Annotated in this window: 24 protein-coding genes; 19 read left to right on the top strand and 5 right to left on the bottom strand. The window is 41.0% G+C overall.

Annotation, left to right across the window (positions count from 1 at the left end; all coding sequences use genetic code 11):
- Window positions 1–321 precede the first annotated feature (321 nt).
- The 5 genes from ACWPVL_RS11145 to ACWPVL_RS11125 all read right to left on the bottom strand — a co-directional run bounded on the left by ACWPVL_RS11145 (window position 322) and on the right by ACWPVL_RS11125 (window position 4,481).
- Window positions 322–669, bottom strand: a complete 348-nt coding sequence (locus ACWPVL_RS11145; RefSeq protein ID WP_454388986.1) for a thioredoxin — start codon at window positions 667–669, stop codon at window positions 322–324.
- 111 nt (window positions 670–780) lie between these two features.
- A complete protein-coding gene (locus ACWPVL_RS11140; protein ID WP_454388984.1) occupies window positions 781–2,499 on the bottom strand; it encodes a phospho-sugar mutase in 1,719 nt (572 codons plus the stop codon).
- Between the two features lie 194 nt (window positions 2,500–2,693).
- Window positions 2,694–3,257, bottom strand: a complete 564-nt coding sequence (locus ACWPVL_RS11135; protein WP_125446530.1) for an ECF transporter S component — start codon at window positions 3,255–3,257, stop codon at window positions 2,694–2,696.
- Window positions 3,241–3,792: a phosphopantothenoylcysteine decarboxylase gene (gene coaC / locus ACWPVL_RS11130; RefSeq protein ID WP_454388981.1), complete on the bottom strand. Its 552-nt coding sequence runs from the start codon at window positions 3,790–3,792 to the stop codon at window positions 3,241–3,243. The genes ACWPVL_RS11135 and coaC overlap by 17 nt, the downstream gene beginning before the upstream one ends.
- The gene (locus ACWPVL_RS11125) at window positions 3,789–4,481 is read right to left on the bottom strand and encodes a phosphopantothenate--cysteine ligase (protein WP_454388979.1); all 693 of its coding nucleotides are present in this window, start codon (window positions 4,479–4,481) and stop codon (window positions 3,789–3,791) included. Before ACWPVL_RS11125 ends, coaC begins: the two co-directional genes overlap by 4 nt.
- 206 nt (window positions 4,482–4,687) lie before the next feature.
- Between ACWPVL_RS11125 and ACWPVL_RS11120 the strand changes: the two genes are divergently transcribed.
- From ACWPVL_RS11120 to ACWPVL_RS11030, 19 genes are all read left to right on the top strand, one after another.
- A complete protein-coding gene (locus ACWPVL_RS11120; protein WP_454388977.1) occupies window positions 4,688–6,358 on the top strand; it encodes a formate--tetrahydrofolate ligase in 1,671 nt (556 codons plus the stop codon).
- Window positions 6,359–6,716: 358 nt separating this feature from the next.
- Complete coding sequence (locus ACWPVL_RS11115; protein WP_454388975.1) at window positions 6,717–7,034, top strand: hypothetical protein; 318 nt, start codon at window positions 6,717–6,719, stop codon at window positions 7,032–7,034.
- Complete coding sequence (locus ACWPVL_RS11110; protein WP_048764452.1) at window positions 7,034–7,642, top strand: DUF5052 family protein; 609 nt, start codon at window positions 7,034–7,036, stop codon at window positions 7,640–7,642. The genes ACWPVL_RS11115 and ACWPVL_RS11110 overlap by 1 nt, the downstream gene beginning before the upstream one ends.
- Window positions 7,643–7,645: 3 nt before the next feature.
- Window positions 7,646–8,299: a DNA alkylation repair protein gene (locus ACWPVL_RS11105; RefSeq protein WP_371609240.1), complete on the top strand. Its 654-nt coding sequence runs from the start codon at window positions 7,646–7,648 to the stop codon at window positions 8,297–8,299.
- Window positions 8,300–8,498: 199 nt separating this feature from the next.
- A complete protein-coding gene (locus ACWPVL_RS11100; RefSeq protein ID WP_454388973.1) occupies window positions 8,499–8,624 on the top strand; it encodes a hypothetical protein in 126 nt (41 codons plus the stop codon).
- A complete protein-coding gene (locus ACWPVL_RS11095) occupies window positions 8,614–8,793 on the top strand; it encodes a hypothetical protein (RefSeq protein ID WP_454388971.1) in 180 nt (59 codons plus the stop codon). The genes ACWPVL_RS11100 and ACWPVL_RS11095 overlap by 11 nt, the downstream gene beginning before the upstream one ends.
- Before the next feature lie 298 nt (window positions 8,794–9,091).
- The gene (locus tag ACWPVL_RS11090) at window positions 9,092–10,168 is read left to right on the top strand and encodes an aspartate-semialdehyde dehydrogenase (protein ID WP_454388969.1); all 1,077 of its coding nucleotides are present in this window, start codon (window positions 9,092–9,094) and stop codon (window positions 10,166–10,168) included.
- 79 nt (window positions 10,169–10,247) lie between these two features.
- On the top strand, window positions 10,248–11,183 hold the full coding sequence (gene dapA, locus ACWPVL_RS11085) for a 4-hydroxy-tetrahydrodipicolinate synthase (RefSeq protein ID WP_005590358.1): 936 nt from the start codon (window positions 10,248–10,250) through the stop codon (window positions 11,181–11,183).
- 54 nt (window positions 11,184–11,237) lie between these two features.
- Window positions 11,238–11,837, top strand: a complete 600-nt coding sequence (locus ACWPVL_RS11080; protein WP_454388967.1) for a hypothetical protein — start codon at window positions 11,238–11,240, stop codon at window positions 11,835–11,837.
- A gap of 225 nt (window positions 11,838–12,062) precedes the next feature.
- The gene (locus ACWPVL_RS11075) at window positions 12,063–12,563 is read left to right on the top strand and encodes an N-acetyltransferase family protein (protein ID WP_454388965.1); all 501 of its coding nucleotides are present in this window, start codon (window positions 12,063–12,065) and stop codon (window positions 12,561–12,563) included.
- Window positions 12,564–12,578: 15 nt separating this feature from the next.
- Window positions 12,579–12,917: an ATP cone domain-containing protein gene (locus ACWPVL_RS11070; RefSeq protein ID WP_005590355.1), complete on the top strand. Its 339-nt coding sequence runs from the start codon at window positions 12,579–12,581 to the stop codon at window positions 12,915–12,917.
- Between the two features lie 303 nt (window positions 12,918–13,220).
- Complete coding sequence (fadE, locus tag ACWPVL_RS11065; RefSeq protein ID WP_005590354.1) at window positions 13,221–14,429, top strand: acyl-CoA dehydrogenase FadE; 1,209 nt, start codon at window positions 13,221–13,223, stop codon at window positions 14,427–14,429.
- A 94-nt stretch (window positions 14,430–14,523) separates the two neighbouring features.
- Window positions 14,524–15,372 (top strand): 3-hydroxybutyryl-CoA dehydrogenase, encoded by an 849-nt coding sequence (locus ACWPVL_RS11060; protein ID WP_454388962.1) that lies wholly within the window; start codon window positions 14,524–14,526, stop codon window positions 15,370–15,372.
- Window positions 15,373–15,389: 17 nt separating this feature from the next.
- Window positions 15,390–16,568, top strand: coding sequence for an acetyl-CoA C-acetyltransferase (locus ACWPVL_RS11055; protein WP_125387827.1), 1,179 nt, complete (start codon window positions 15,390–15,392; stop codon window positions 16,566–16,568).
- A gap of 283 nt (window positions 16,569–16,851) precedes the next feature.
- Entirely contained in the window at window positions 16,852–17,631 is a 780-nt protein-coding gene (locus ACWPVL_RS11050; protein ID WP_005590351.1) for an enoyl-CoA hydratase/isomerase family protein, read from the top strand.
- Between the two features lie 16 nt (window positions 17,632–17,647).
- The gene (locus ACWPVL_RS11045) at window positions 17,648–18,373 is read left to right on the top strand and encodes a CoA transferase subunit A (RefSeq protein WP_148877098.1); all 726 of its coding nucleotides are present in this window, start codon (window positions 17,648–17,650) and stop codon (window positions 18,371–18,373) included.
- Between the two features lies 1 nt (window position 18,374).
- Window positions 18,375–19,028 (top strand): 3-oxoacid CoA-transferase subunit B, encoded by a 654-nt coding sequence (locus tag ACWPVL_RS11040; protein ID WP_005590348.1) that lies wholly within the window; start codon window positions 18,375–18,377, stop codon window positions 19,026–19,028.
- A 184-nt stretch (window positions 19,029–19,212) separates the two neighbouring features.
- On the top strand, window positions 19,213–20,127 hold the full coding sequence (locus tag ACWPVL_RS11035; RefSeq protein ID WP_166492635.1) for a LysR family transcriptional regulator: 915 nt from the start codon (window positions 19,213–19,215) through the stop codon (window positions 20,125–20,127).
- A 12-nt stretch (window positions 20,128–20,139) separates the two neighbouring features.
- Entirely contained in the window at window positions 20,140–21,252 is a 1,113-nt protein-coding gene (locus ACWPVL_RS11030; protein ID WP_454388958.1) for an acyl-CoA dehydrogenase family protein, read from the top strand.
- Window position 21,253: the final 1 nt, after the last annotated feature.

Below are 21,253 nucleotides of genomic sequence, written 5' to 3'. Positions count from 1 at the left end.
TTCTTTTGCTCTTCTCATGTGTATATTGGGCCATGTTCATTGAGAGTTCCTCGAAATTTCAAGATTGGCACGCTTTTCTATTTATTTTTTTACTAATCATCCTGTATTAAAGCTTTATTTAAAAAATATAAACATTGGTTTAAAAATTATTTTAAACTAGATGATAGAATAGTAGAACACGGCTTTCCGATATATACTTTGAAAGAAAAATAAAAGACAAACAATATAGTTTGTCTTTTATTGTTTTTAAAATGACTTTTAGCCCTTCTCGTTCTGTAAGGCGTGAGGCAAATAAACTACCCTTTAGATAGAGACTTGTGCTTAAATCCCAGCAAAAGCTTTAATTTCATCTGCAGTCATAGAAGAATCACAACGAACAGCCACTTGTCCGTCTTGAACATGAACAAAACCAGGAACCGTCGGAATGCTGTATTCAGAACGGAAGGCTTGCAGTTTCTCTAATTCGCTGGCTTCTTCGCTATTGATAAAGAAAATATGCGCCTTGGTATCAGCGACAACGCCAGCAAGAGTAGCTGCGAATTTACGGCAGTAAGGGCAAGTTTTGCGACCAACGAAGAAAGTTGCAGTTTCTTTGTCAGCAATCGCTTGGCGAGCTCGGTCAACAGTTGTGACTTCTAGGTCTTTAATATGTTGAGCAAATTGTTCCATAAATAATCCTCATTTCTTTTGATAAAACTAGTATGCCATAAAGTTTCTAAAATTGCTTAGATTTGATACGAAAAAAAGATGAGATTGGTTCGTCTCATCTTTTATAATTGCTTATTTTACAAAAGCATTGATTTCCGCTTCAATATTTGCAATCTTAGCTTGTGAATCTTCATTGCTATCACCGACAACGGCAATGTAGAACTTGATTTTTGGTTCTGTTCCAGATGGACGGACAGCAATCCATGAGCCATCAGCCAAAGTGTATTTCAGCACATCGCTTGGAGGAGTTGTCAGAGCTGTAACAGTACCGTCTGCGGCTGTAGAAGTCTGCGCCTTAAAGTCTTCTGTAACAGAAATAGCAGTAGTGTTGAATTCTTTCGGAGCATTGTCGCGGAATTTAGCCATAATAGCCTTGATTTGCTCAGCCCCATCAACACCAGACAAGGTTACAGAGATAGTCTTTTCAGCAAAGTAGCCATACTCTTTGTAGATTTCTTCAATACCGTCAGCCAGAGTCAAGCCACGTGAGCGATAGTAGGCAGCAAGCTCAGCCACGACCAAAACAGCTTGGATTGCATCTTTATCACGTACGAATGGTTTGATCAAGTAACCAAAGCTTTCTTCAAACCCCATCATGTAAGTGTGATTGTGTTTTTCTTCGAATTCTTGGATCTTTTCAGCGATAAATTTGAAACCAGTCAAGACATTGAACATGGTTGCGCCGTAGCTTTCAGCAATCTTAGTCACCAGGTCAGTGGAAACGATAGACTTGCAGAGAGCTGCGTTAGCTGGCAGAGTTCCAGCACTCTTATGAGCTTCTAAGATGTACTTAGCCATGATAGCCCCGATTTGGTTACCTGAAAGGTTGAGGTAGCTACCATCTTTTTGAAGAACTTCCACACCAACACGGTCAGCATCTGGGTCAGTTGCGACAAGAACATCAGCACCTACTTGGCGACCAAGTTCTTCTGCGAGTGCAAAGGCTGCTTGGCTTTCTGGGTTTGGAGATTTAACAGTTGAGAAGTCAGGGTCAGCTACAGCTTGCGCTTCAACAACTTGCACAGAGTCAAATCCTGCTTGAGCCAAAGCGCGACGAGCTAGCATTTCACCAGTACCGTGCAGAGGAGTATAGACAATCTTCATGTCCTTGCCGTATTCATCAATCAGTTTTTGGTTGATATTGACATCTTTAACTTCCTTGAGGTATTCAGCATCAATAGCATCGCCAATCACTTCAATCAAGCCAGAAGCTTTTTCAGCTTCCACATCAGCAACTTCGATAGCAAAAGGATTTTCAATCGCACGGATGTAGTCAGTCAATGCATCTGCATCATGCGGAGGCATTTGTCCGCCGTCTTCACCATATACCTTGTAGCCGTTAAATGGAGCAGGGTTGTGGCTGGCTGTAATCATGATACCAGCGAAAGTTCCTAGATGGCGCACTGCAAATGAAAGTTCTGGAGTTGGGCGCAGGCTTTCAAAGACATAGGACTTGATACCATGTTTAGCCAAGACTGCAGCAGATTCAAAGGCGAATTCTGGTGAGAAATGACGAGAGTCGTAAGCGATCGCAACACCGCGTTTTTTGAAATCATCTCCTTTTTCTTCAATCAAGCGAGCCAAACCTTCGGTTGCCTGACGGACAACATAAATATTGATACGGTTGGTACCAGCGCCGATCAAACCACGCATACCAGCGGTACCAAACTCAAGGTTTGTATAAAAGGCATCTTCCTTAGTTTTTTCGTCCATACCTTCTAACTCTTTCCGAAGATAGTCAGGAAGTTCAGCGAAGTCAAGCCATTTTTTGAAGTTTTCTTGATAGGTCATAGGTAGAGTCTCCTTTATATTTAAGATAGAAAATCACTGTGTGTTTTTAAGAAAGGGCACAAGATTTCCTTGTTTGTTCAATCGCTTTCATTGTAACATATTTTCATATTTTTTGAAAGTACCGACCTAAAAAATAGTGAAATACTTTGAAAAAATGAACATGCTTGGATCAAAAAAATAATCACGCTAGGTGATTATTTTTTAAGTTTTTCAAGTGCTGGAACGATTGCAACTGTAAGGATAGCAGAAATAATCATTTCTGAGATTGCATTAGCTGAAAAAATCAATGCAAGCATGGCTTTGATATCTCCATTGTAAACAGATGAAAATAGAATGAAAATTCCTCCAAGAACGAAGATGGTGTTGGTCATTGAGCCTACGGCACCAGCTAAAACCAAACCTGGCTTAGTTTTCATCCATTTGTAGACAAAATACGGAGTGATCCCGATTAGAATACGTGGAACCATAGCGATCATCAATGAATTGATGCTACCGTTTTCTACAAAAGGACTGAAGAGGTAGCTAGTTGGCAGCAGGACAACGGTGTTGGTCACCACACTGATTACTCCCATCAGAGCTCCAAGAACAGCTCCAATTCGCGGTCCGTAGATAATACTAGCGATAATGACTGGAATATGAATAATGGTCGGTTTAATCGGAACCGGTAGTAGGTTGAAAATAACAGAGCTCAGCAGATGGAGCACTAACATAATAGCAAAAAAGATAGCAATTTGCGCGATACTAGATTGTTTTCTCATTTATAATTTCCTTTACTTTTTCTATAATAATTTTGACATCAGCTAGAGCGCCAGTCCCATGATCTCCGCAAGCTAGAACAGCTTCACGCGGTTCGATAATCTCCCAGCCAAATTTTTTTAATCTTTCCAAATTGTGCTGAGTTAGTGGATTTTCATACATCTTGGTATTCATGGCTGGCGCGATGGCTTTTTTGACATGAGATGGGAGAGCAAGAGCTGTAGCGGTTACCATATTGTCTGCCAGACCATTAGCCAGTTTGGCGATGGTATTGGCTGTAGCAGGAGCGACTAAGAAAAGATTTGTTTCTTTGCCGATCTCAATATGGTTGACCTTGTCTGGCCTCGGCTCGCTCATGAGGTCAAGGGAAACAGGATTCTTTGATAAAACCTGTAAGGTCAGCGGGGTGATAAAGTGACTGGCAGCTTCCGTCATGAGAACAGAGACACTGTAGCCTAGCTTACCCAGCTGGCTCGTAATATCTGCTGCTTTATAGGACGAAATACTGCCCGTGACAGCGAGAGTAACATGGATCATGAACTGTCTCCTTTCTGGATATGGCTTAACAATTGTTCAGCAATTTCTGCCTTGGAGAAAGCTTCAGTGACAGTATTTGCACCTAGGAGATAAGCGTGGTGTTGCCCGCTAGAAATTTCAGTCAAATCGTTGGCTACAATTAATTCAGCCTGATTTTTTTCAAGGCTGGCTCTAGCAGTAGCCAGTAGCTCTTCTTTAGAGACGCCTACTAGGAGCTTAAAGCCAATCAATCGAATATTGGGATTCCATTCCTTGACCTTGCTGATGATTTTAGGATTTTTCTTGAGGAAAAGTACCTGATAGTCATCAGCAGATGAAATCTTACTTTCAGAATTAATTTTTCCAAGAAATTCAGCCAAATCTGAACTGGCAAGAACCTCCTCAAATCCTGCCATATACACTGGTTTATAGTCAGAAACAGCCATTGAATGAATGAGTACATCATGAGCTGGCACCAGCCTTTCCATAGCTGTCAGGAGCTGCTCCGTATCTTCAATGATCTTAATCGTCAGGTTTTTATGCGGGTCAGGTTTGACAGCTTTAGCCGTTGTCAGCAGAGTCACCGAAGCACCCTCGGCCAAGCAATGCTCGGCCATCATTTTCCCAAGTTGACCCGTTGAATGATTGGTGATAGAGCGGACTTGGTCGATTTTTTCACTCGTTCCGCCAGAGGTAATCAATATATTCATAGCTTTATTCTACAAGAAAAAACGAATTTAGTAAAATAAAATAAACTTAAAGTTTTATTCAGCTAAACTTATTTTTCTACGAAAAACTCTATATTCTTTTAGAGTATATAGAGTAATTGCCGAACGTTGTATTGTTATTAGATTTTAAATGTGCAGTTTTAATTCTTATCTGGTATAATAGTTTTATCAAATTAGAGGAGTTCCTAATGAAAACAGATATCGAAATTGCTCAGAGTGTTGCCCTGCAGCCTATTGTGGATGTAGTAAAAAAGGTTGGTATTGACTACGATGATTTGGAGTTGTACGGAAAGTATAAGGCCAAGCTCAGTTTTGACAAGATTCGTGAAGTAGCAGAAAATCCTGTTGGCAAGCTGATTTTGGTGACAGCGATCAATCCAACTCCAGCTGGAGAAGGTAAGTCGACCATTACCATTGGACTGGCTGACGCGCTTAACAAGATTGGCAAGAAAACGATGATTGCTATTCGCGAACCGTCCCTGGGACCAGTGATGGGGATCAAAGGAGGAGCAGCTGGTGGCGGTCATGCGCAAGTTCTGCCAATGGAAGATATCAACTTGCATTTTACTGGTGACATGCATGCCATCACGACTGCGAATAATGCTCTGTCTGCTCTTATCGATAATCATCTTCATCAGGGAAATCCCCTGGGAATCGATCAGCGTCGCATTATCTGGAAGCGGGTAGTTGACCTGAATGACCGGACTCTTCGTCATGTGACCGTTGGCTTAGGAAGTCCGGTTAATGGTATTCCACGCGAAGATGGTTTTGACATCACGGTTGCTTCTGAAATTATGGCGATTCTTTGCCTAGCTACGGATATTGAAGATTTGAAAAATCGCTTGGCAAACATTGTCATCGGCTATCGCTATGACCGCACACCAGTTTATGTTCGTGACCTTGAGGTAGAAGGTGCTTTGGCTTTAGTCTTGAAAGATGCAATTAAGCCAAATCTAGTTCAGACTATTTACGGGACACCAGCCTTTGTTCATGGCGGACCTTTTGCCAATATCGCCCACGGCTGTAACTCTGTTTTAGCGACTAGCACAGCGCTGTGCTTGGCCGATTATACTGTGACGGAGGCAGGCTTCGGTGCAGACCTTGGCGCTGAGAAATTCCTCGATATCAAGACTCCGAACTTACCAACTTCTCCAGATGCAGTGGTAATTGTCGCAACACTTCGTGCTCTTAAGATGAATGGTGGCGTTGCTAAGGACGCACTTACAGAAGAAAATGTTGATGCAGTCAGAGCTGGTTTTGCCAATCTCAAACGTCACGTTGAAAATATCCGTAAGTTTGGTATTCCAGCGGTCGTAGCCATCAATGAATTTGTCTCTGATACAGAAGCTGAAATTGCGACTCTTAAGGAACTCTGTGCAGAAATCGGGGTACCAGTTGAGCTTGCCAGTGTCTGGGCTGATGGCGCTGAAGGCGGTGTGGCTCTAGCTGAAACTGTAGTCAAAACCATTGACGAAAAACCAGCACACTACACTCGTCTTTATGACAATGACTCAACTATCGAAGAGAAGATCGAGAAAATTGTCACTGAAATCTATCGCGGTTCAAAAGTAAACTTTGAGAAAAAAGCGCAGACTCAGATTCGTGAAATTGTCAAGAATGGCTGGGACAAGCTGCCAATTTGTATGGCCAAAACACAGTATAGCTTCTCAGACAATCCTGCTGCTTTGGGCGCGCCAGAAAACTTTGAAATTACTATTCGTGAACTGGTACCAAAACTTGGGGCAGGCTTTATCGTGGCTTTGACAGGAGATGTCATGACCATGCCAGGTCTACCAAAACGTCCTGCAGCACTCAATATGGATGTGGCAGCAGACGGTACAGCGATTGGTCTGTTCTAATTGAATTTAAGATATAAGAAGAGGTTGGGCTGAACAGAGTCTGACCTCTCTTTTTTAGACTTAAATTCCAGATATTTTGATATAATAAAGCCATATTTCCATCACTTAGTTTTTGCTCATAGGAGGATGAACCTTGAAAAGAAGAAGTCTCAAACAGGAATTAATTTATTTGGCCTCGGGGGAATCGATAAGTGTCGTGTTGTTTTGTATCGTGTATGTCCTGTATACGAAACCAGAGACCCGATTTGCCACATCTAGTGCGGTCCTTTATTTCCCACTGTTAATTCTTAATCTGATATTGGTTCAAGGTTCCATCTATTGGCTTAACTGTTTGGAACGAATCCAAAAGAAGAAGTCCTTGGAAACTCAACTACTTGCACCTCTTTATAAAGGATTAAAAGTGCTAGATTTTATGATGCTGCTTGCATATATACCGATTTGGATCTGGTCTTTTAGAGTGAGTAGTAGCAGTAATATCATTATTGGAGTTTTACTTTGGTTGTTTGCCATCATTGAATTTGTAAATTATTTTTACTATCGCTTGTCTTACTATACAATGGGTGGCCTAGGACTGCAAGTGATGAGGCCTCTCAAGTTATTATTGACGGGAAAAGCAGCCAAATCGCAAATTGCAAAAGAAATTTCCTTATACGAAAAAAATATGGAGCATAAATAATGAAAAAGAAATACCTATTAATAACTCTTCTAAGTATTGCCCTTTTGACCTTGACGGGTTGTCAGTCTGTTGAAAAGTGGTTCAAAAATGCCAAGGAAGAATGGCTGGGGCTGGAGATGACGGTTCGCACCTATGATGAGAATTCTCAACTCATCGACCAGATGTCGGGCAAATCCTTATCCATCTCGCGTAACGAGGAATTTGACTCAGTTGATGCGGAAGGAAATTCCAAGGAAGATTCTTCTGTGCTCAAAATTACCTTGGGTAAGTATGAGATTGACCATGTGGGCTCTTCCTTGATTGCAGAAGAAAAGGGGTTGAAAGATGTCTTTGCTCAATATCAAAAGACTGCGGATGTTGAGGAGAATAGCCATGCAGTCCCTGTTTTAAATCGTATGATTTCAGCTTTTAAAAACGATTTTACCGGCAAGAAAAAGGTTATTCTGATTCGCTCTCAAAACGGCACTCCGTTGGCTGCCTATGCTGGCGATCGTGTCTCTCTTGATAAATCTGATGCTCCCAAAACTTCTGAGTTGCTGATTGACGGCAAGCGCCTCGTGATTTACCGCTGCGACTACACTATTTATGACCGTGAATTGCTGGAGTAAGTTATGGATGTAGAAGAATTACTTGAAAATCTGAAAGCAGTAGCTAACCCTGACGATGCGGTTGCTATGAAAGCCTATATGAAAAATAAATTTGAATTTTTAGGAATCAAGACTCCGGCTAGGAGGAAACTCGCAAAGATTTTTTTCAAACAGCAAACAGACTCCGTCATTGATTGGGATTTTATAAATGAAGCTTGGAATAATCCTTATCGAGAATTACAGTATGCCGCGCTAGATTATCTGGAAATTCGCAAGAAGCTCTTGACCCCATCTGATTTGCCACGTTTGAAGAAACTAGCTCAAACTAAGTCTTGGTGGGATACCATTGACTTTTTGGACCGCTTGGTCGGATCCATCATTGCCCGATTTCCAGAAACCAAAGAGATTATTCTATCTTGGAGCTGTGACCAAGATTTTTGGTTGCGGCGCCTGGCTATTGATCATCAGTTGCTGCGAAAAGAAGATACTGACACAGAACTATTAGAGAAAATTTTAGTGAATAATCTTGGTCAAACAGAATTCTTTATTAACAAGGCCATCGGCTGGGCGCTGAGAGATTATTCCAAAACAAATCCAGACTGGGTCAGAGATTTTATCGAGCGGCATCAGGCAGAAATGGCTGCGCTTAGTATTCGAGAGGGAAGTAAGTATCTGTGATGCTTTTACTAATCGTTAAGGCTTGACATTTTCTACGCTATAGCTTATGATAGATAGGTGCGATGAGTCGATATGCAGATTTTCTGCAAATTGAAGCATGGGAGGCCATAAACGCAGGAGCGGACCTTGATCAGTTGTGTGAACCTGCTGATCACACGAAAGTGCCCTTATCCCCAGTCTTCGGATTGGGGATTTTTCTATGTCTCTTAGATTGGCAAGACCATTGGTCGAAGCTGATCTAAGAGACATTGATACTGAGACGGTCGACGTCGTGAGTGCTATTACTCTTGATGAAACAACTTCGCAGAAGGCAGTTGAGTCGTAGAGCAATGGATGCAGTTTTGTCCATGAGGACAAAAACTGTAAACTTTGCAACTACTCTTAGAGAGGCAAAACAGTTAGTCGTAGCCGAGCTTAGAGACATTGATACTGAGACGGTCGACGTCGTGAGTGCTATTGCTCTTGATGAAACGAGTCCACAGGAAGAAGTTTAGTCGTAGAGCAATGGATGCAGTTTTGTTCGTGAGAACAAAATCTGTAAACCTTGGAAGTTCGCTTAGAGAGGCAATATTCTTAGTCGCAGCCGAGCTTAGAGACATTGATGCTGAGACGATTGTCGTCATGAGTGCTATTGCTCTTAACGAAAGGGGTCCACAGGACGAAGTTGAGTCTTAGAATAGCAGCAACATTTTAAAAAGCCTGGCTTATCCTTCAGAAATATTTGCAATTTTCATCAAAAATAGTATAATACTAGAATATACAAAATTTTTAGAAAATTCAGAGGTGGATTGTATGGGATATACAGTTGCTGTGGTTGGTGCCACTGGTGCCGTTGGCGCTCAAATGATTAAAATGCTGGAAGAATCGTCACTTCCAATCGACAAGATTCGTTATTTGGCTTCTGCTCGTTCAGCTGGCAAGGTTCTTCAGTTCAAGGGACAAGATGTTACTATTGAAGAAACAACAGAAACTGCCTTTGAAGGTGTAGACATCGCTCTTTTCTCAGCTGGTGGCTCTACTTCAGCAAAATATGCTCCGTATGCAGTTAAAGCTGGTGCAGTCGTAGTGGACAATACCTCATATTTCCGCCAAAATCCTGATGTGCCTCTGGTTGTTCCAGAAGTAAACGCTCATGCACTAGATCAGCATAAAGGGATTATCGCTTGTCCTAATTGTTCAACTATTCAGATGATGGTTGCCTTGGAGCCTGTCCGTCAGCAATGGGGCTTGGACCGTATCATCGTTTCAACTTACCAGGCTGTTTCAGGTGCTGGTATGGGAGCCATTCTTGAAACGCAACGTGAGCTTCGTGAAGTGTTGAATGATGGTGTGAATCCACGTGATTTGCATGCGGAAATCTTGCCTTCAGGTGGCGACAAGAAGCATTATCCAATTGCCTTCAATGCTCTTCCACAAATCGATGTCTTTACTGACAACGACTACACTTACGAAGAGATGAAGATGACTAAGGAAACCAAGAAAATCATGGAAGACGATAGCATCGCAGTTTCAGCAACATGTGTGCGTATTCCCGTCTTGTCAGCTCACTCTGAGTCTGTTTACATCGAAACAAAAGAAGTGGCTCCGATTGAAGAAGTCAAAGCAGCCATTGCAGCTTTCCCAGGTGCCGTTCTTGAGGATGATGTAGCTCACCAAATCTATCCTCAAGCAATTAACGCAGTTGGTTCACGCGATACTTTTGTAGGTCGTATCCGCAAAGACTTGGATGCAGAAAAAGGAATCCATATGTGGGTCGTGTCAGACAACCTTCTCAAAGGAGCAGCTTGGAATTCTGTCCAAATCGCTGAAACTCTTCATGAGCGTGGTTTGGTCCGTCCGACGGAAGAAGTTGTTTTTGAATTAAAATAAACTGTCTGAAAATATGTGACAGGTCGAGGATTGAATATCTGTCATTCAATCCTCTTTTCATACAAAGAGAGGTAAGTCTATGGCATACGCAGATTTGAAGAATTGTAAAATTATCACCGCTTTCATTACGCCTTTTCATGAAGATGGCTCCATCAATTTTGAGGCCATTCCGGACTTGATTGAGCACCTTTTGGCTCATCATACAGATGGGATTTTGCTAGCTGGAACGACTGCAGAGAGTCCAACTCTGACCCACGATGAAGAGTTGGAATTATTTGCGGCTGTTCAAAAAGTTGTCAAGGGACGTGTCCCTTTGATTGCGGGTGTTGGTACCAACGAAACGCGGGACTCCATTGAATTTGTCAAAGAAGTAGATGCCTTTGGAGGTTTTGCGGCTGGTTTGGCCATTGTCCCCTATTACAATAAACCGTCTCAAGAAGGCATGTATCAGCACTTCAAAGCCATTGCGGATGCTTCAAACCTGCCGATCATTATCTATAATATCCCAGGACGGGTAGTGGTTGAAATGACGCCTGAGACCATGCTGAGACTGGCAGAACATCCAAATATTATTGGCGTGAAGGAATGTACCAGTCTGGCTAATATGGCTTATTTGATCGAACATCGTCCAGAGGAGTTCTTGATTTATACGGGTGAGGATGGTGATGCCTTTCATGCTATGAATCTGGGGGCTGATGGCGTTATTTCCGTTGCTTCTCACACAAACGGTGATGAAATGTTTGAAATGCTGGATGCTATTGAACACAATGACATCAAAAAAGCAGCTGCTATCCAACGGAAATTCATCCCTAAGGTCAATGCGCTTTTCTCTTACCCAAGCCCAGCTCCAGTCAAGGCTGTGCTTAATTACATGGGATTTGCAGCAGGTCCAACCCGCTTACCGCTCGTTCCAGCTCCTGAGGAAGATGCTAAGCGAATTATCAAGGTCGTAGTTGATGGCGACTATGAAGCGACGAAGGAGACTGTTAAAGGGGTTCTAAGACCAGATTATTGATCGGCAAATTTGCTTTAGATTTTATATAGAGTAAGTAAGGTGTGATTTCATAATATGTCAGAAAAGCATAGTCAACGAATCGAAGAGTACAAGGCAAAGCGTAGTCTGGAAAAGCTTGAGGGGAAGAGAGTTTACGACAAGCCAATTATTCGAACTGGTGATAAGGCAAGTTTTTATGGTGCAGGTCTAATTTTGTTAGGGTTTGGTTTGGGGGCTCTTTATCTACTTCTTAACCTTATAACAGATTGGGATTTAAAACTTTTCTCTCTCATCTGGGAAACACTTGCTGGATTAGGGATTGTTCTCAGTCTTTTTGGAGCGTTTAAAATTGGTCGGTTAGAGTTACATACTGTGTCAATGATAGCAGACAAAGAGAAGAATTTTGACATTAAAAGAGCTTTCAATCTTTATAATGTCATCCACAAACCGACTAAGAAAGTTTTGCTTCAATACGATAGTGAGGATGATAGTTTGATTTCTCTAAACGCTGGGGGTGATTTATTAGTTGAGCTCCTAAAGAAAGTTGAGGAAGAGAAATTGCCTTTTAATAAGATTAACAAAACTCTGAAATTAGAAGAAGTGTCTGAAAATCATTGGAAAATGCAATATCGTTACAAGAAACAAGACATTGTATTAGAGGAAAGTGGTATATAGTATATATATTATTAGCTTGATCTAAAAGGAGTAATATTTATAGTTGTCTGAAAAATATTTCAAAAGGATTGCAGTTGAATGGTGCCTCAAACGTTAGATAACATTCTAAGGATTGAGGTTTAGTTCATCTCTGCAGTCCTTTTTCTAAATGTTTCATTCTTTTTGAAAAAAACAAGAAAAAATTGTATAATGATAGGGTAAGTTATCTCTTGAGAGGTGATGATAATGCAGGTTCGTAAGGCAAGCAAGGATGATTGGCAACTAATCCAAAAGATATGTAGAGAAACTTGGCTGGCTACCTATAAAGATATTTATTCCTCTTCCTACATAGAGCGAGTGTTTGACATTTTCTATAGCCAGGAACGTTTATATAAGGACTTGACTGAACTTTCTCCTGAATGGAATGGCTATTGGCTGGCAGAAAGGAATGGTCAGGCGCTTGGTTGTATTGGTGGTGGAATGAGTGAGGACGGCAGAGCCAATGTTTATGTTCTCTATGTCTTGCCGCAGGCTCAACGTTTGGGAATCGGTCATGCATTACTGGAGACCTTGACAAGTTATCAAAAATCACAATATCAGGCCAGAGAGCAAGCTGTTACAGTAACGGAAGGAAATGTTATCGGTCTTCCATTTTATGAAAAAGAGGGTTTTGTCTTCGAGTCTGCCACTGAAAATTGGATTGATGGCAGTCAAGCTAGAGATTTACACTATATCAGAAATATATAAATAAAGGAGTATCTTATGAAAGTTATTAAACGCAGTGGGGAAGTCGTTGACTTTGACCCAGATAAAATCTATCAAGCGGTATTAAAAGCAGCTCAAACCGTTTATGTCTTGACAGACGACCTCCGCCAAAATCTAGCCTTGGTGACAAAAAAAGTCGCGTTAGATTTGGAAGAAGCCAAGGTTGAGCGTGCCACTATCAGTATGATTCAGTCTATGGTTGAAAACCGTCTCTTGGGAGCAGGTTATATCACCATTGCTGAGCATTATATTTCTTACCGCTTGCAGCGTGATTTGGAGCGCAGTGGTTACGGTGATCATATCGCTGTCCATTTGCATTTTGAGCAAATCCGATAAAAATGCTGAGAGGCCCACATGGGCTTTTTCTTTTGCAAAACTCAATATAAAAATTCAGTTCAAAGTAGATTTTTTGTTAAAATTTGTAACCGCATTCAAAGACTTTTTCCTTGTTTTTATTAGAAAAAGGCCTTTCAAAGCCAGTTAAATCAATATGTATAATCTGGACTTATGCTCTTCTTAATCTTTCTTAAGTAGACACTAGGACATATTAGATATAAAATGAAAGCGTCAACAAATACTGAGCTATAAAAATGAAAGCGCTCTTATACAAATAAAAACTATACAAAAGGAGTCAATAAAATGGCAACTAAAGAAGAAATTTTACGTGAACTATACCCTGAGGATCTTTTCCACTATGCCGATGGCTTGACATTGGGAGAAGCGGAAGTATTACAAGAAACTCGTCGTTTGATTGAAAAGCATCTTCGTCCAGTCATTAATGAATATTGGGAAGCACCTGATTTCCCATTTGAAGAATTCTATGCAGTTGCTAAAGGCGCTCAAATCATGAACAACCCTAAATTGTTCGAAGGTCGTGAAGGCAACTACAAACCATCAGAACTTTACATCGCATTCTTGTATTTGGAATTAGGCCGTTTCGATGCGTCTATAGCGACTTTCTTCACAGTTCATGGTGGACTTTGCTACAACACAGTCTTGCTTGGTGGTGACGAGCGTCAACAAAAAGAATTCCTTCCTAAATTAGCTGCATTTGACTGGCAAGGATGTTTCGCTTTGACTGAGCCGTTGTCAGGTTCTGACATTGCTGGAGGTCTTGCGACAACAGCTGAGCGTGTTGGCGATAAATGGATCTTGAACGGAGAAAAACGTTGGATCGGTGGATCAGATACAGCTGATGTGGTTCCAGTATTTGCTCGCGACGTTGAAGATGGAAAAGTAAAATGTTTCATCGTTCGTAAAGGCGCTCCTGGATATCATGCAGAACCAATCCCTCACAAAACAGCTCTTCGTTGCGTACGTAATGGCCACATTACTATGAAGAATGTGGAAGTTCCAGATTCAGACCGTTTGGTAAACATCAATGGATTTGGCGATGTAGCTCGTATCTTGACATTCACTCGTGCTGACGTTGCTCACATTGCAACTGCTATCACTTGTGGCTCATACGTAGCAGCTCTTAAGTATGCTAAAGATCGTCAACAATTCAAACGTCCAATTGCTGCATTCCAAATCGTACAAGAAAAATTGGCTAGAATGCAAGCTAACGCAGTGGCAGTACTTTCATATTCAGCTCGTATTGCTGAAATGCAAGAAGCAGGTAACGAATTGATGTTGAACTCTGCACTTGCTAAGATGCACAACTCATTGGTAATGCGCGAAACAGTTGCACTTGCACGTGAAACATGTGGTGGTAACGGAATCACTCTTGAAACTGATGTAGCTCGCTTCTTTGCAGATGCTGAAGCAATCTACACATATGAAGGTTCTCATGAAGTGAATGCTTTGATTGTAGGCCGTGAAATTACTGGTATTGGAGCATTTGTATAATAATGAATTTGGAACGATTGCTCAGCATTTGCTAGTAATCGTTCCGATTCTTTCTTTTTGAAGTTTATATTTTGATAGTAAATAGGAGAAAAAAATGAGTATTTCAAAAGTGATGATCATCGGATCAGGTCAAATGGGAAGCGGTATTGCACAAGTCTTTGCTCAATCAGGTTTCACAGTTTATCTCAATGATATCAAGGAAGAGTTTGTTCAAAGAGGGCTGGATGGTATTACTAAGCAATTGTCTCGTTCTGTTGAAAAAGGTCGTTTGTCAGAAGAAGATAAAGACAGCATTTTGGCAAATCTGATTCCTTCTACATCTTATGAAGATGCTAAACATGTTCAATTGGTTATTGAAGCGGCTACTGAAAATCGCGAAATCAAATTGAGCATTTTTAAACAATTGGATGAAATCACTGCTCCAGAAACAGTTTTGGCTTCAAACACTTCATCTCTATCTATTACTGATATTGCAGCAGCGACAGTTCATCAAGAACGCGTTATTGGTATGCACTTCTTCAACCCAGCACCAGTTATGAAATTGGTTGAAGTTATCCGTGCGCTTCAAACATCAGATGAAGTTGTGAAAGCTGTTCGTGAATTGACTGAAAAAATCGGTAAAACAGCTGTAGATGTGAAAGATTCTTATGGTTTTGTTGTGAACCGTGTCTTGATTCCAATGATCAATGAAGCTATTTTCATCTTAGGAGAAGGAATTGCTTCAGCAGAAGAAATTGACGAAGCAATGAAACTAGGTGCTAATCATCCAATTGGCCCATTGGCATTGGCTGACTTGATCGGTCTTGATGTCTGCTTGGCTATTATGGGAGTATTGAACAATGGATTTGGAGATCCTAAGTATCGTCCTGCTCCACTTCTGAAGAAGATGGTTGAAGCTGGTAAGCTTGGTCGCAAGACTAAAGAAGGATTCTTTAAATATTAAGATATAAGGAGCGAGAAATGAAAGAAGCAGTTATTGTAGCAGCAGTCCGCACACCTTTAGGTTCTTTTGGCGGAACTTTAAAAAATGTTTCGGCTGTTGATCTAGGGAGTTTAGTTATTAAAAGTGCTATTGAACGAGCAAATTTGAAACCAGAACAAGTTGATGAAGTTATCATGGGGAATGTTCTGGGTGCAGGTCTTGGTCAAAACGTAGCTCGTCAAATGAGTGTTAACGCAGGTGTCCCAGTAGCTTCTCCAGCTTTTACTATTAACAAAGTTTGTGGCTCTGGTTTGAAAGCAGTTCAATTGGCGGCTCAAGCTGTATTATGTGGAGATGCTGATATCGTTGTAGCTGGAGGGGCCGAAAACATGAGCCAAGCTCCTTATGTCCTTCAAAACCAACGTTGGGGCGCTCGTATGGGAGACTCTCAAGTAGTAGACACTATGCTCCGCGATGGCTTGACAGATGCCTTTGAATCCTTCCATATGGGAATTACAGCTGAAAACGTTGCTGAACAATATGGCATTACACGTGAAGACCAAGATAACTTTGCTGTGCAATCTCAAAAACGTGCAGTTGCAGCGATCGAAGCTGGGCGTTTCAAAGAAGAAATTGTTCCTGTTGAAATTCCACAACGTAAAGGCGATCCTATCGTATTTGATACAGATGAATTTCCAAGAAAAGATGCTTCTCTTGAAGGTTTGGGTAAATTGCGTCCAGTGTTCAAGAAGGATGGTACTGTAACTGCTGGTAATGCCTCAGGTATTAACGACGGTGCAGCAGCAGTGGTTGTTATGAGTGCTGATAAAGCTAAAGAATTGGGCGTTCCAGTTTTGGCAACGATCAAATCATACGCAAGCGCTGGACTAGATCCAAAAGTTATGGGTTGTGGTCCGATTTACGCATCTCGCAAAGCCCTTGAAAAAGGCGGATTTACAGTGGAAGATTTAGATTTGGTTGAATCCAATGAAGCATTTGCAGCGCAAGCATGTGCCGTTGGCAAAGAACTGAATCTTGACCCTGAAAAAGTCAATGTAAATGGTGGTGCGATTGCTCTTGGTCATCCAATCGGTGCTTCAGGCTGCCGTATTTTGGTAACACTTTTGCACGAAATGAAAAAACGTGATGTTAAACGTGGCCTTGCTACCCTATGTATTGGTGGCGGAATGGGGACAGCGGTCATTGTAGAACGCTAGAATCTAGTTCATTTTTGAAGTTTTCCATTTGCTTCTACTATATAAACAAGTCCTATCGATGAGCTGTTTTTTGCAAGCAAGCCTTGATAGGGCTTGTTTTATTTTTCAAAAAATTAATTTGAATTTCAAAACTATAAGCTTAGCTTATTGATTCATAAATGATGATTAAGTAGACGAAGTGTGAGAAATGGTATATCATAAGAATGTAAGCTCTTACATTTGTGGTTTAAGTATTTGTTGACACCATACTTAGTCATTCAATTTTATAAGTAGGAGCATAAAAATGAGTAAAACTGTTTTATTAGAAGTTAAAAATGGGATTGGATATATCACTATCAACCGTCCTGAAGCTTTGAACGCCTTGAGTTCTCAAGTTTTGGCTGATTTGAATGAAGTTCTTGATCAAGTTGAGAAAAGCGAAGAAATTCGCGTTGTCATCGTAACTGGAGCAGGAGAAAAAGCATTCGTCGCCGGAGCAGACATCAAGGAAATGGATTTGATGTCACCTATTCAAGCATTTGAATACATGACATTTGCAAATGATACATTTACTCGCCTTTCAGATTTACGCCAACCAACGATTGCAGTCATCAATGGTTATGCACTCGGTGGTGGTATGGAGCTAGCACTTTCAACAGATATCCGTATTGGATTTGAAAAAACAGTGGTTGGCTTCCCAGAAGTTGGCTTGGGTATTATTCCGGGATTTGCTGGTACTCAACGGATGTCTCGCTTGATTGGAACTAGCCGTGCCAAAGAACTTATCTTCACTGCTCGTACAGTGAAAGGTCAAGAAGCCTATGACTTAGGTATTCTTAACAAACTGGTTCCTGCTGAAGAATTGTTGTCTTCAGCTGAAGAATTAGCCGCAGCCATCATGAAGAATGCACCGTTAGCTGTTGAAAAAGCAAAACATGTCATTCAAGTTGGTGCGGAACTTCCTCTTAAAAATGCAATTCGTCTGGAAACAGAAGCAGAAGCCTTGCTCTTCTCTACAGAAGACAAACTAGAAGGAATGCGTGCTTTTGTTGAAAAACGCAAAGCTGTTTTCAATCGTAAGTAAAAGAGGAGGTATCAGCATGAAATCAGTTGTATCATTATCAGACGCTATTTCTAAGGTCAAATCGGGTGATATCGTTGGAATTTCTGGATTCCTCGGTGTCGGTGAACCTTTTGAATTGATTGAAGAATTAGTAAAACAAAACCAGCAAGACTTGACTTTGGTATCGGTGGTAACATCTCATCCTGGTAAAGAAGTTGGGGTTGGACGACTTTGTGAAAATCACCAAGTAAAAAAATATATTGCAGCCCACATAGGAACATCTGCAGCAGCTCAACGTGAGTATTTTGAAAAGACGATGGAAGTCGAATTTACACCGATGGGAACTGTTGTCGAGCGTCTCCATGCAGCTGGAGCTGGCTTAGGAGCTGTCTTGACCCCGACAGGAGTCGGAACAATCTTAGAAAAAGATTATGAAAAAGTGGAACGTAATGGCCGTGAATACTTGGTCTATGATCCACTTAAAATTGATGTTGCCTTAATCAAAGCGACTAAAGCTGACAAATACGGCAACTTGTATATCGATGGTACTACGAAAAACATTTCCTTGCAATTAGCACTCGCAGCAGATACTGTTATCGTTGAAGCGAATGAAATTGTTGAAGCTGGCGAAATTCATCCGAATGATATTTATGTTCCGGGCATCCTTGTTGACTATGTCGTCCAAAGCTTGACTCCAGAAGAACACCATAAGATGATGGGTGATCTTTGGACAGAGACTAAAAAATTGGCGGGGGTGAACTAATATGAAAGCAAAAGAAATTATTGCAAGACGTGTTGCACAAGAATTTAAAGATGGAGATGTTGTCAATCTAGGATTTGGTATTCCAAACGCATCTGCTGACTATATTCCTGAGGGAGTAAACGTTATTCTTCAGGCTGAAAATGGAGCGCTTCGCTTTGGTGAAACACCAACGAAAGATACTTACAATCCAAACCTGGCAAACTCTGGTGGAGCGCCAATCACTCTCTTGCCTGGAGCAGCATTATTTGACTTACAGACTTCCTTCGCGATCATCCGTGGTGGACACGTTGATGCGACCGTGCTAGGAGCTTTGGAAGTCAGTCAAGATGGTAGTATTGCTAACTGGATTATTCCAGGGAAGTTTGCCCCAGGAATGGGTGGAGCGATGGACTTGTTGGTTGGAGCGAAGCGTGTTATCGGTGCAATCCAGCATACTACTGCCGATGGCCAATCTAAACTTCTGCCAGAGTGTACTTTGCCACTTTCTGCCAAAGGAGTTCTTGATTTAGTCATTACAGAGTTGGCTGTCTTTGGTTTCCAAGATGGTAAGTTCCTCTTGAAAGAGCTTGCTCCCGGCGTTACCCTAGAGGAAGTTCTTGAAAAGACAGCAGGAGAAGTAATTGTTTCAGAAGACTTGAAAACGATGTCAATCTAATAAAGTTAGTAAGCAATTAATCTCCTCTTTCTCTGAAAGTGTGTTACTATGTGTTTATAACAACTTGAGCGATGATTAGTTTTTAATCAGAATACTAGCAACTGGTCATCATGGTTTCGAGGGCCAGTTGTTGTTTTATTTATGGCAAATTACCTCGTGAAATTTGAAAGATGGGAGACGAAAAGTGGATATAATTCAAATGACTTACTTTATCAATATCGTCGAATGTGGATGCAATCTTTCTATCGCAGCTAAGAAAATTCATATCAGCCAGTCAGCCTTGAGTCAGTTTGTCACAAATTTTGAATCAACGGAAGGAATCCAGCTCTTCAATCGCAGAAATGGAAGATTAGAGAGTCTGACGGAAGCTGGTGGTAAGATTTACCGTTTTGCCACAGAGATTGTCAACCGGCATGAAGAGATGCAGTCAATGATTCATATGGAAGCTCTTAAACAAAAAGGTACCTTTAACTTGGGCATTCCGTCATTGATTTTACGTGTATATTTTTCTAGTATTTTACCAAAGTTTTTACAAGACAATCCGCAAGTCAACATTCAGGTTACTGAGGATGGAAGTAATGAATTACGTCAAAAGCTGGTTGCAGGGGATCTGAATTTTGCAGTATTAATCGAACCTACCAATCTGGATCCAAAAAAATATGAACAGTATATCATTCAAGTTGATGAATACGTGGCCTATATGGACAAGAATCATCCCTTGGCAAACAAAGAATTGTTGAAATGGAAAGATATAGCTCAGTACGGTTTAGCAACCTTTAATAAATCATTTACAACCTACGATTTAATCACTGAAAAATTAAAGAGTAAAAAGATAAAAGCAAATTTTGCCTATTTATCATCGACATGGGATTTCTTGATAGAGTCAACTTATCAAAACGATATGATTGCACTGTTACCTCGTCCTTTAGAGTATTTTGTCGATAAGAATAAATTCAAGGTTGTGCGCTTTAAGGACCCAGTGCCTTTCAATATTTGGTTCTGCCGTCCTTATAAAGCAAGCTACAATGAGGTAGAAGCATACGTATATGAAGAGCTTTTAAAAGGTTATTATCAGCCTCTTTCTGAGCCACATCCATAGGGGGGAGAATTGATGATGAAGTCCAGTACCAAAACAGCAGCATTGAGTTCATATGTAAATACAGCTATTAGAGACTACATGAAAAATCATGATGAGTCAGTCGACTTTCCTCAGGAGATCTGGGAAGTAATGACGACGGATTTGGATATTTTTTCACCGATTTTGTCAGAAGGCGATCAGGCTTTGGCTTCTGATTTTATCAGCTCTATTCGAATGATTTCGAATGAATTTCCAGCTCTTTCAACTATATTGCTGACCCAAGGTTGTTATGGTGTTTATCCGATTTTGAAGTTTGGTACAGGGCAACAGAAAGAGCGTTATCTGGACAAGTTGGTAAAGGGAACTTGTAAAGCAGGTCTTGGATTTTCTGAGTCTAAGCATCTAAATAGTTTGGCAGATTTGGAGACCTATGCGATCAAGACAGAGACAGGGTGGCAACTTTCGGGAGAAAAAGCCAAAGTGTCGAATAGCAGCATTGCGGATATTCTCTTGGTATTAGCTAAAGTAAGGGAAACTGGAAAGCCTGATTCTTACGGCTTCTTCATTGTGGAGACGAGTGCTTCGGGTGTGCTCATTGGTGAGCAGATAGAAAAGCAAGGTTTACTAGGACTTCCACTAAGTTCTGTTACCTTAGATAATGTACACCTGCCGGAAACTGCCTTATTAGGTGGAGTCTTGGCTGGAAATGAGCAATTTAATGATATCATAAAGAATATGCAACTTGGCTTGAGTGCGGTTGCTTTAGGAGTTGCCGAAGGTGCCTTTCATAAGGGCCTTGAGTTTGCACGTGTAAAAAGGGGGTTCGGCAAGCGACTGATGGATGTTGAGTTGCATCAGTATAAATTCGCAGATTTGTACAATAAAATTTGTGCTGCAGATGCTTATTTTTCATCCTATCCAAATCAAATAGAAGAAGATTCCAAGTTTGTTGCACGGATAAAGCTATATATGACTAAGGTAGCGCTAGAGGTTACAGATGAAATTCTCCGTCTTATCGGGCCTTTACAAAAATTTGATCATGTGAATATCAAACGCTATTTTAAAGATGCTGAAATTATTGAGAATTATGGACGGTCAGGAAATTCGATCAGAAAAGAAATCGCAGAGAGATGGTTAAAGGAGTAAA

This window comes from Streptococcus sp. Marseille-Q8145 (genome assembly GCF_965112035.1).
This window is presented reverse-complemented; position numbering and strand designations above follow the sequence as displayed.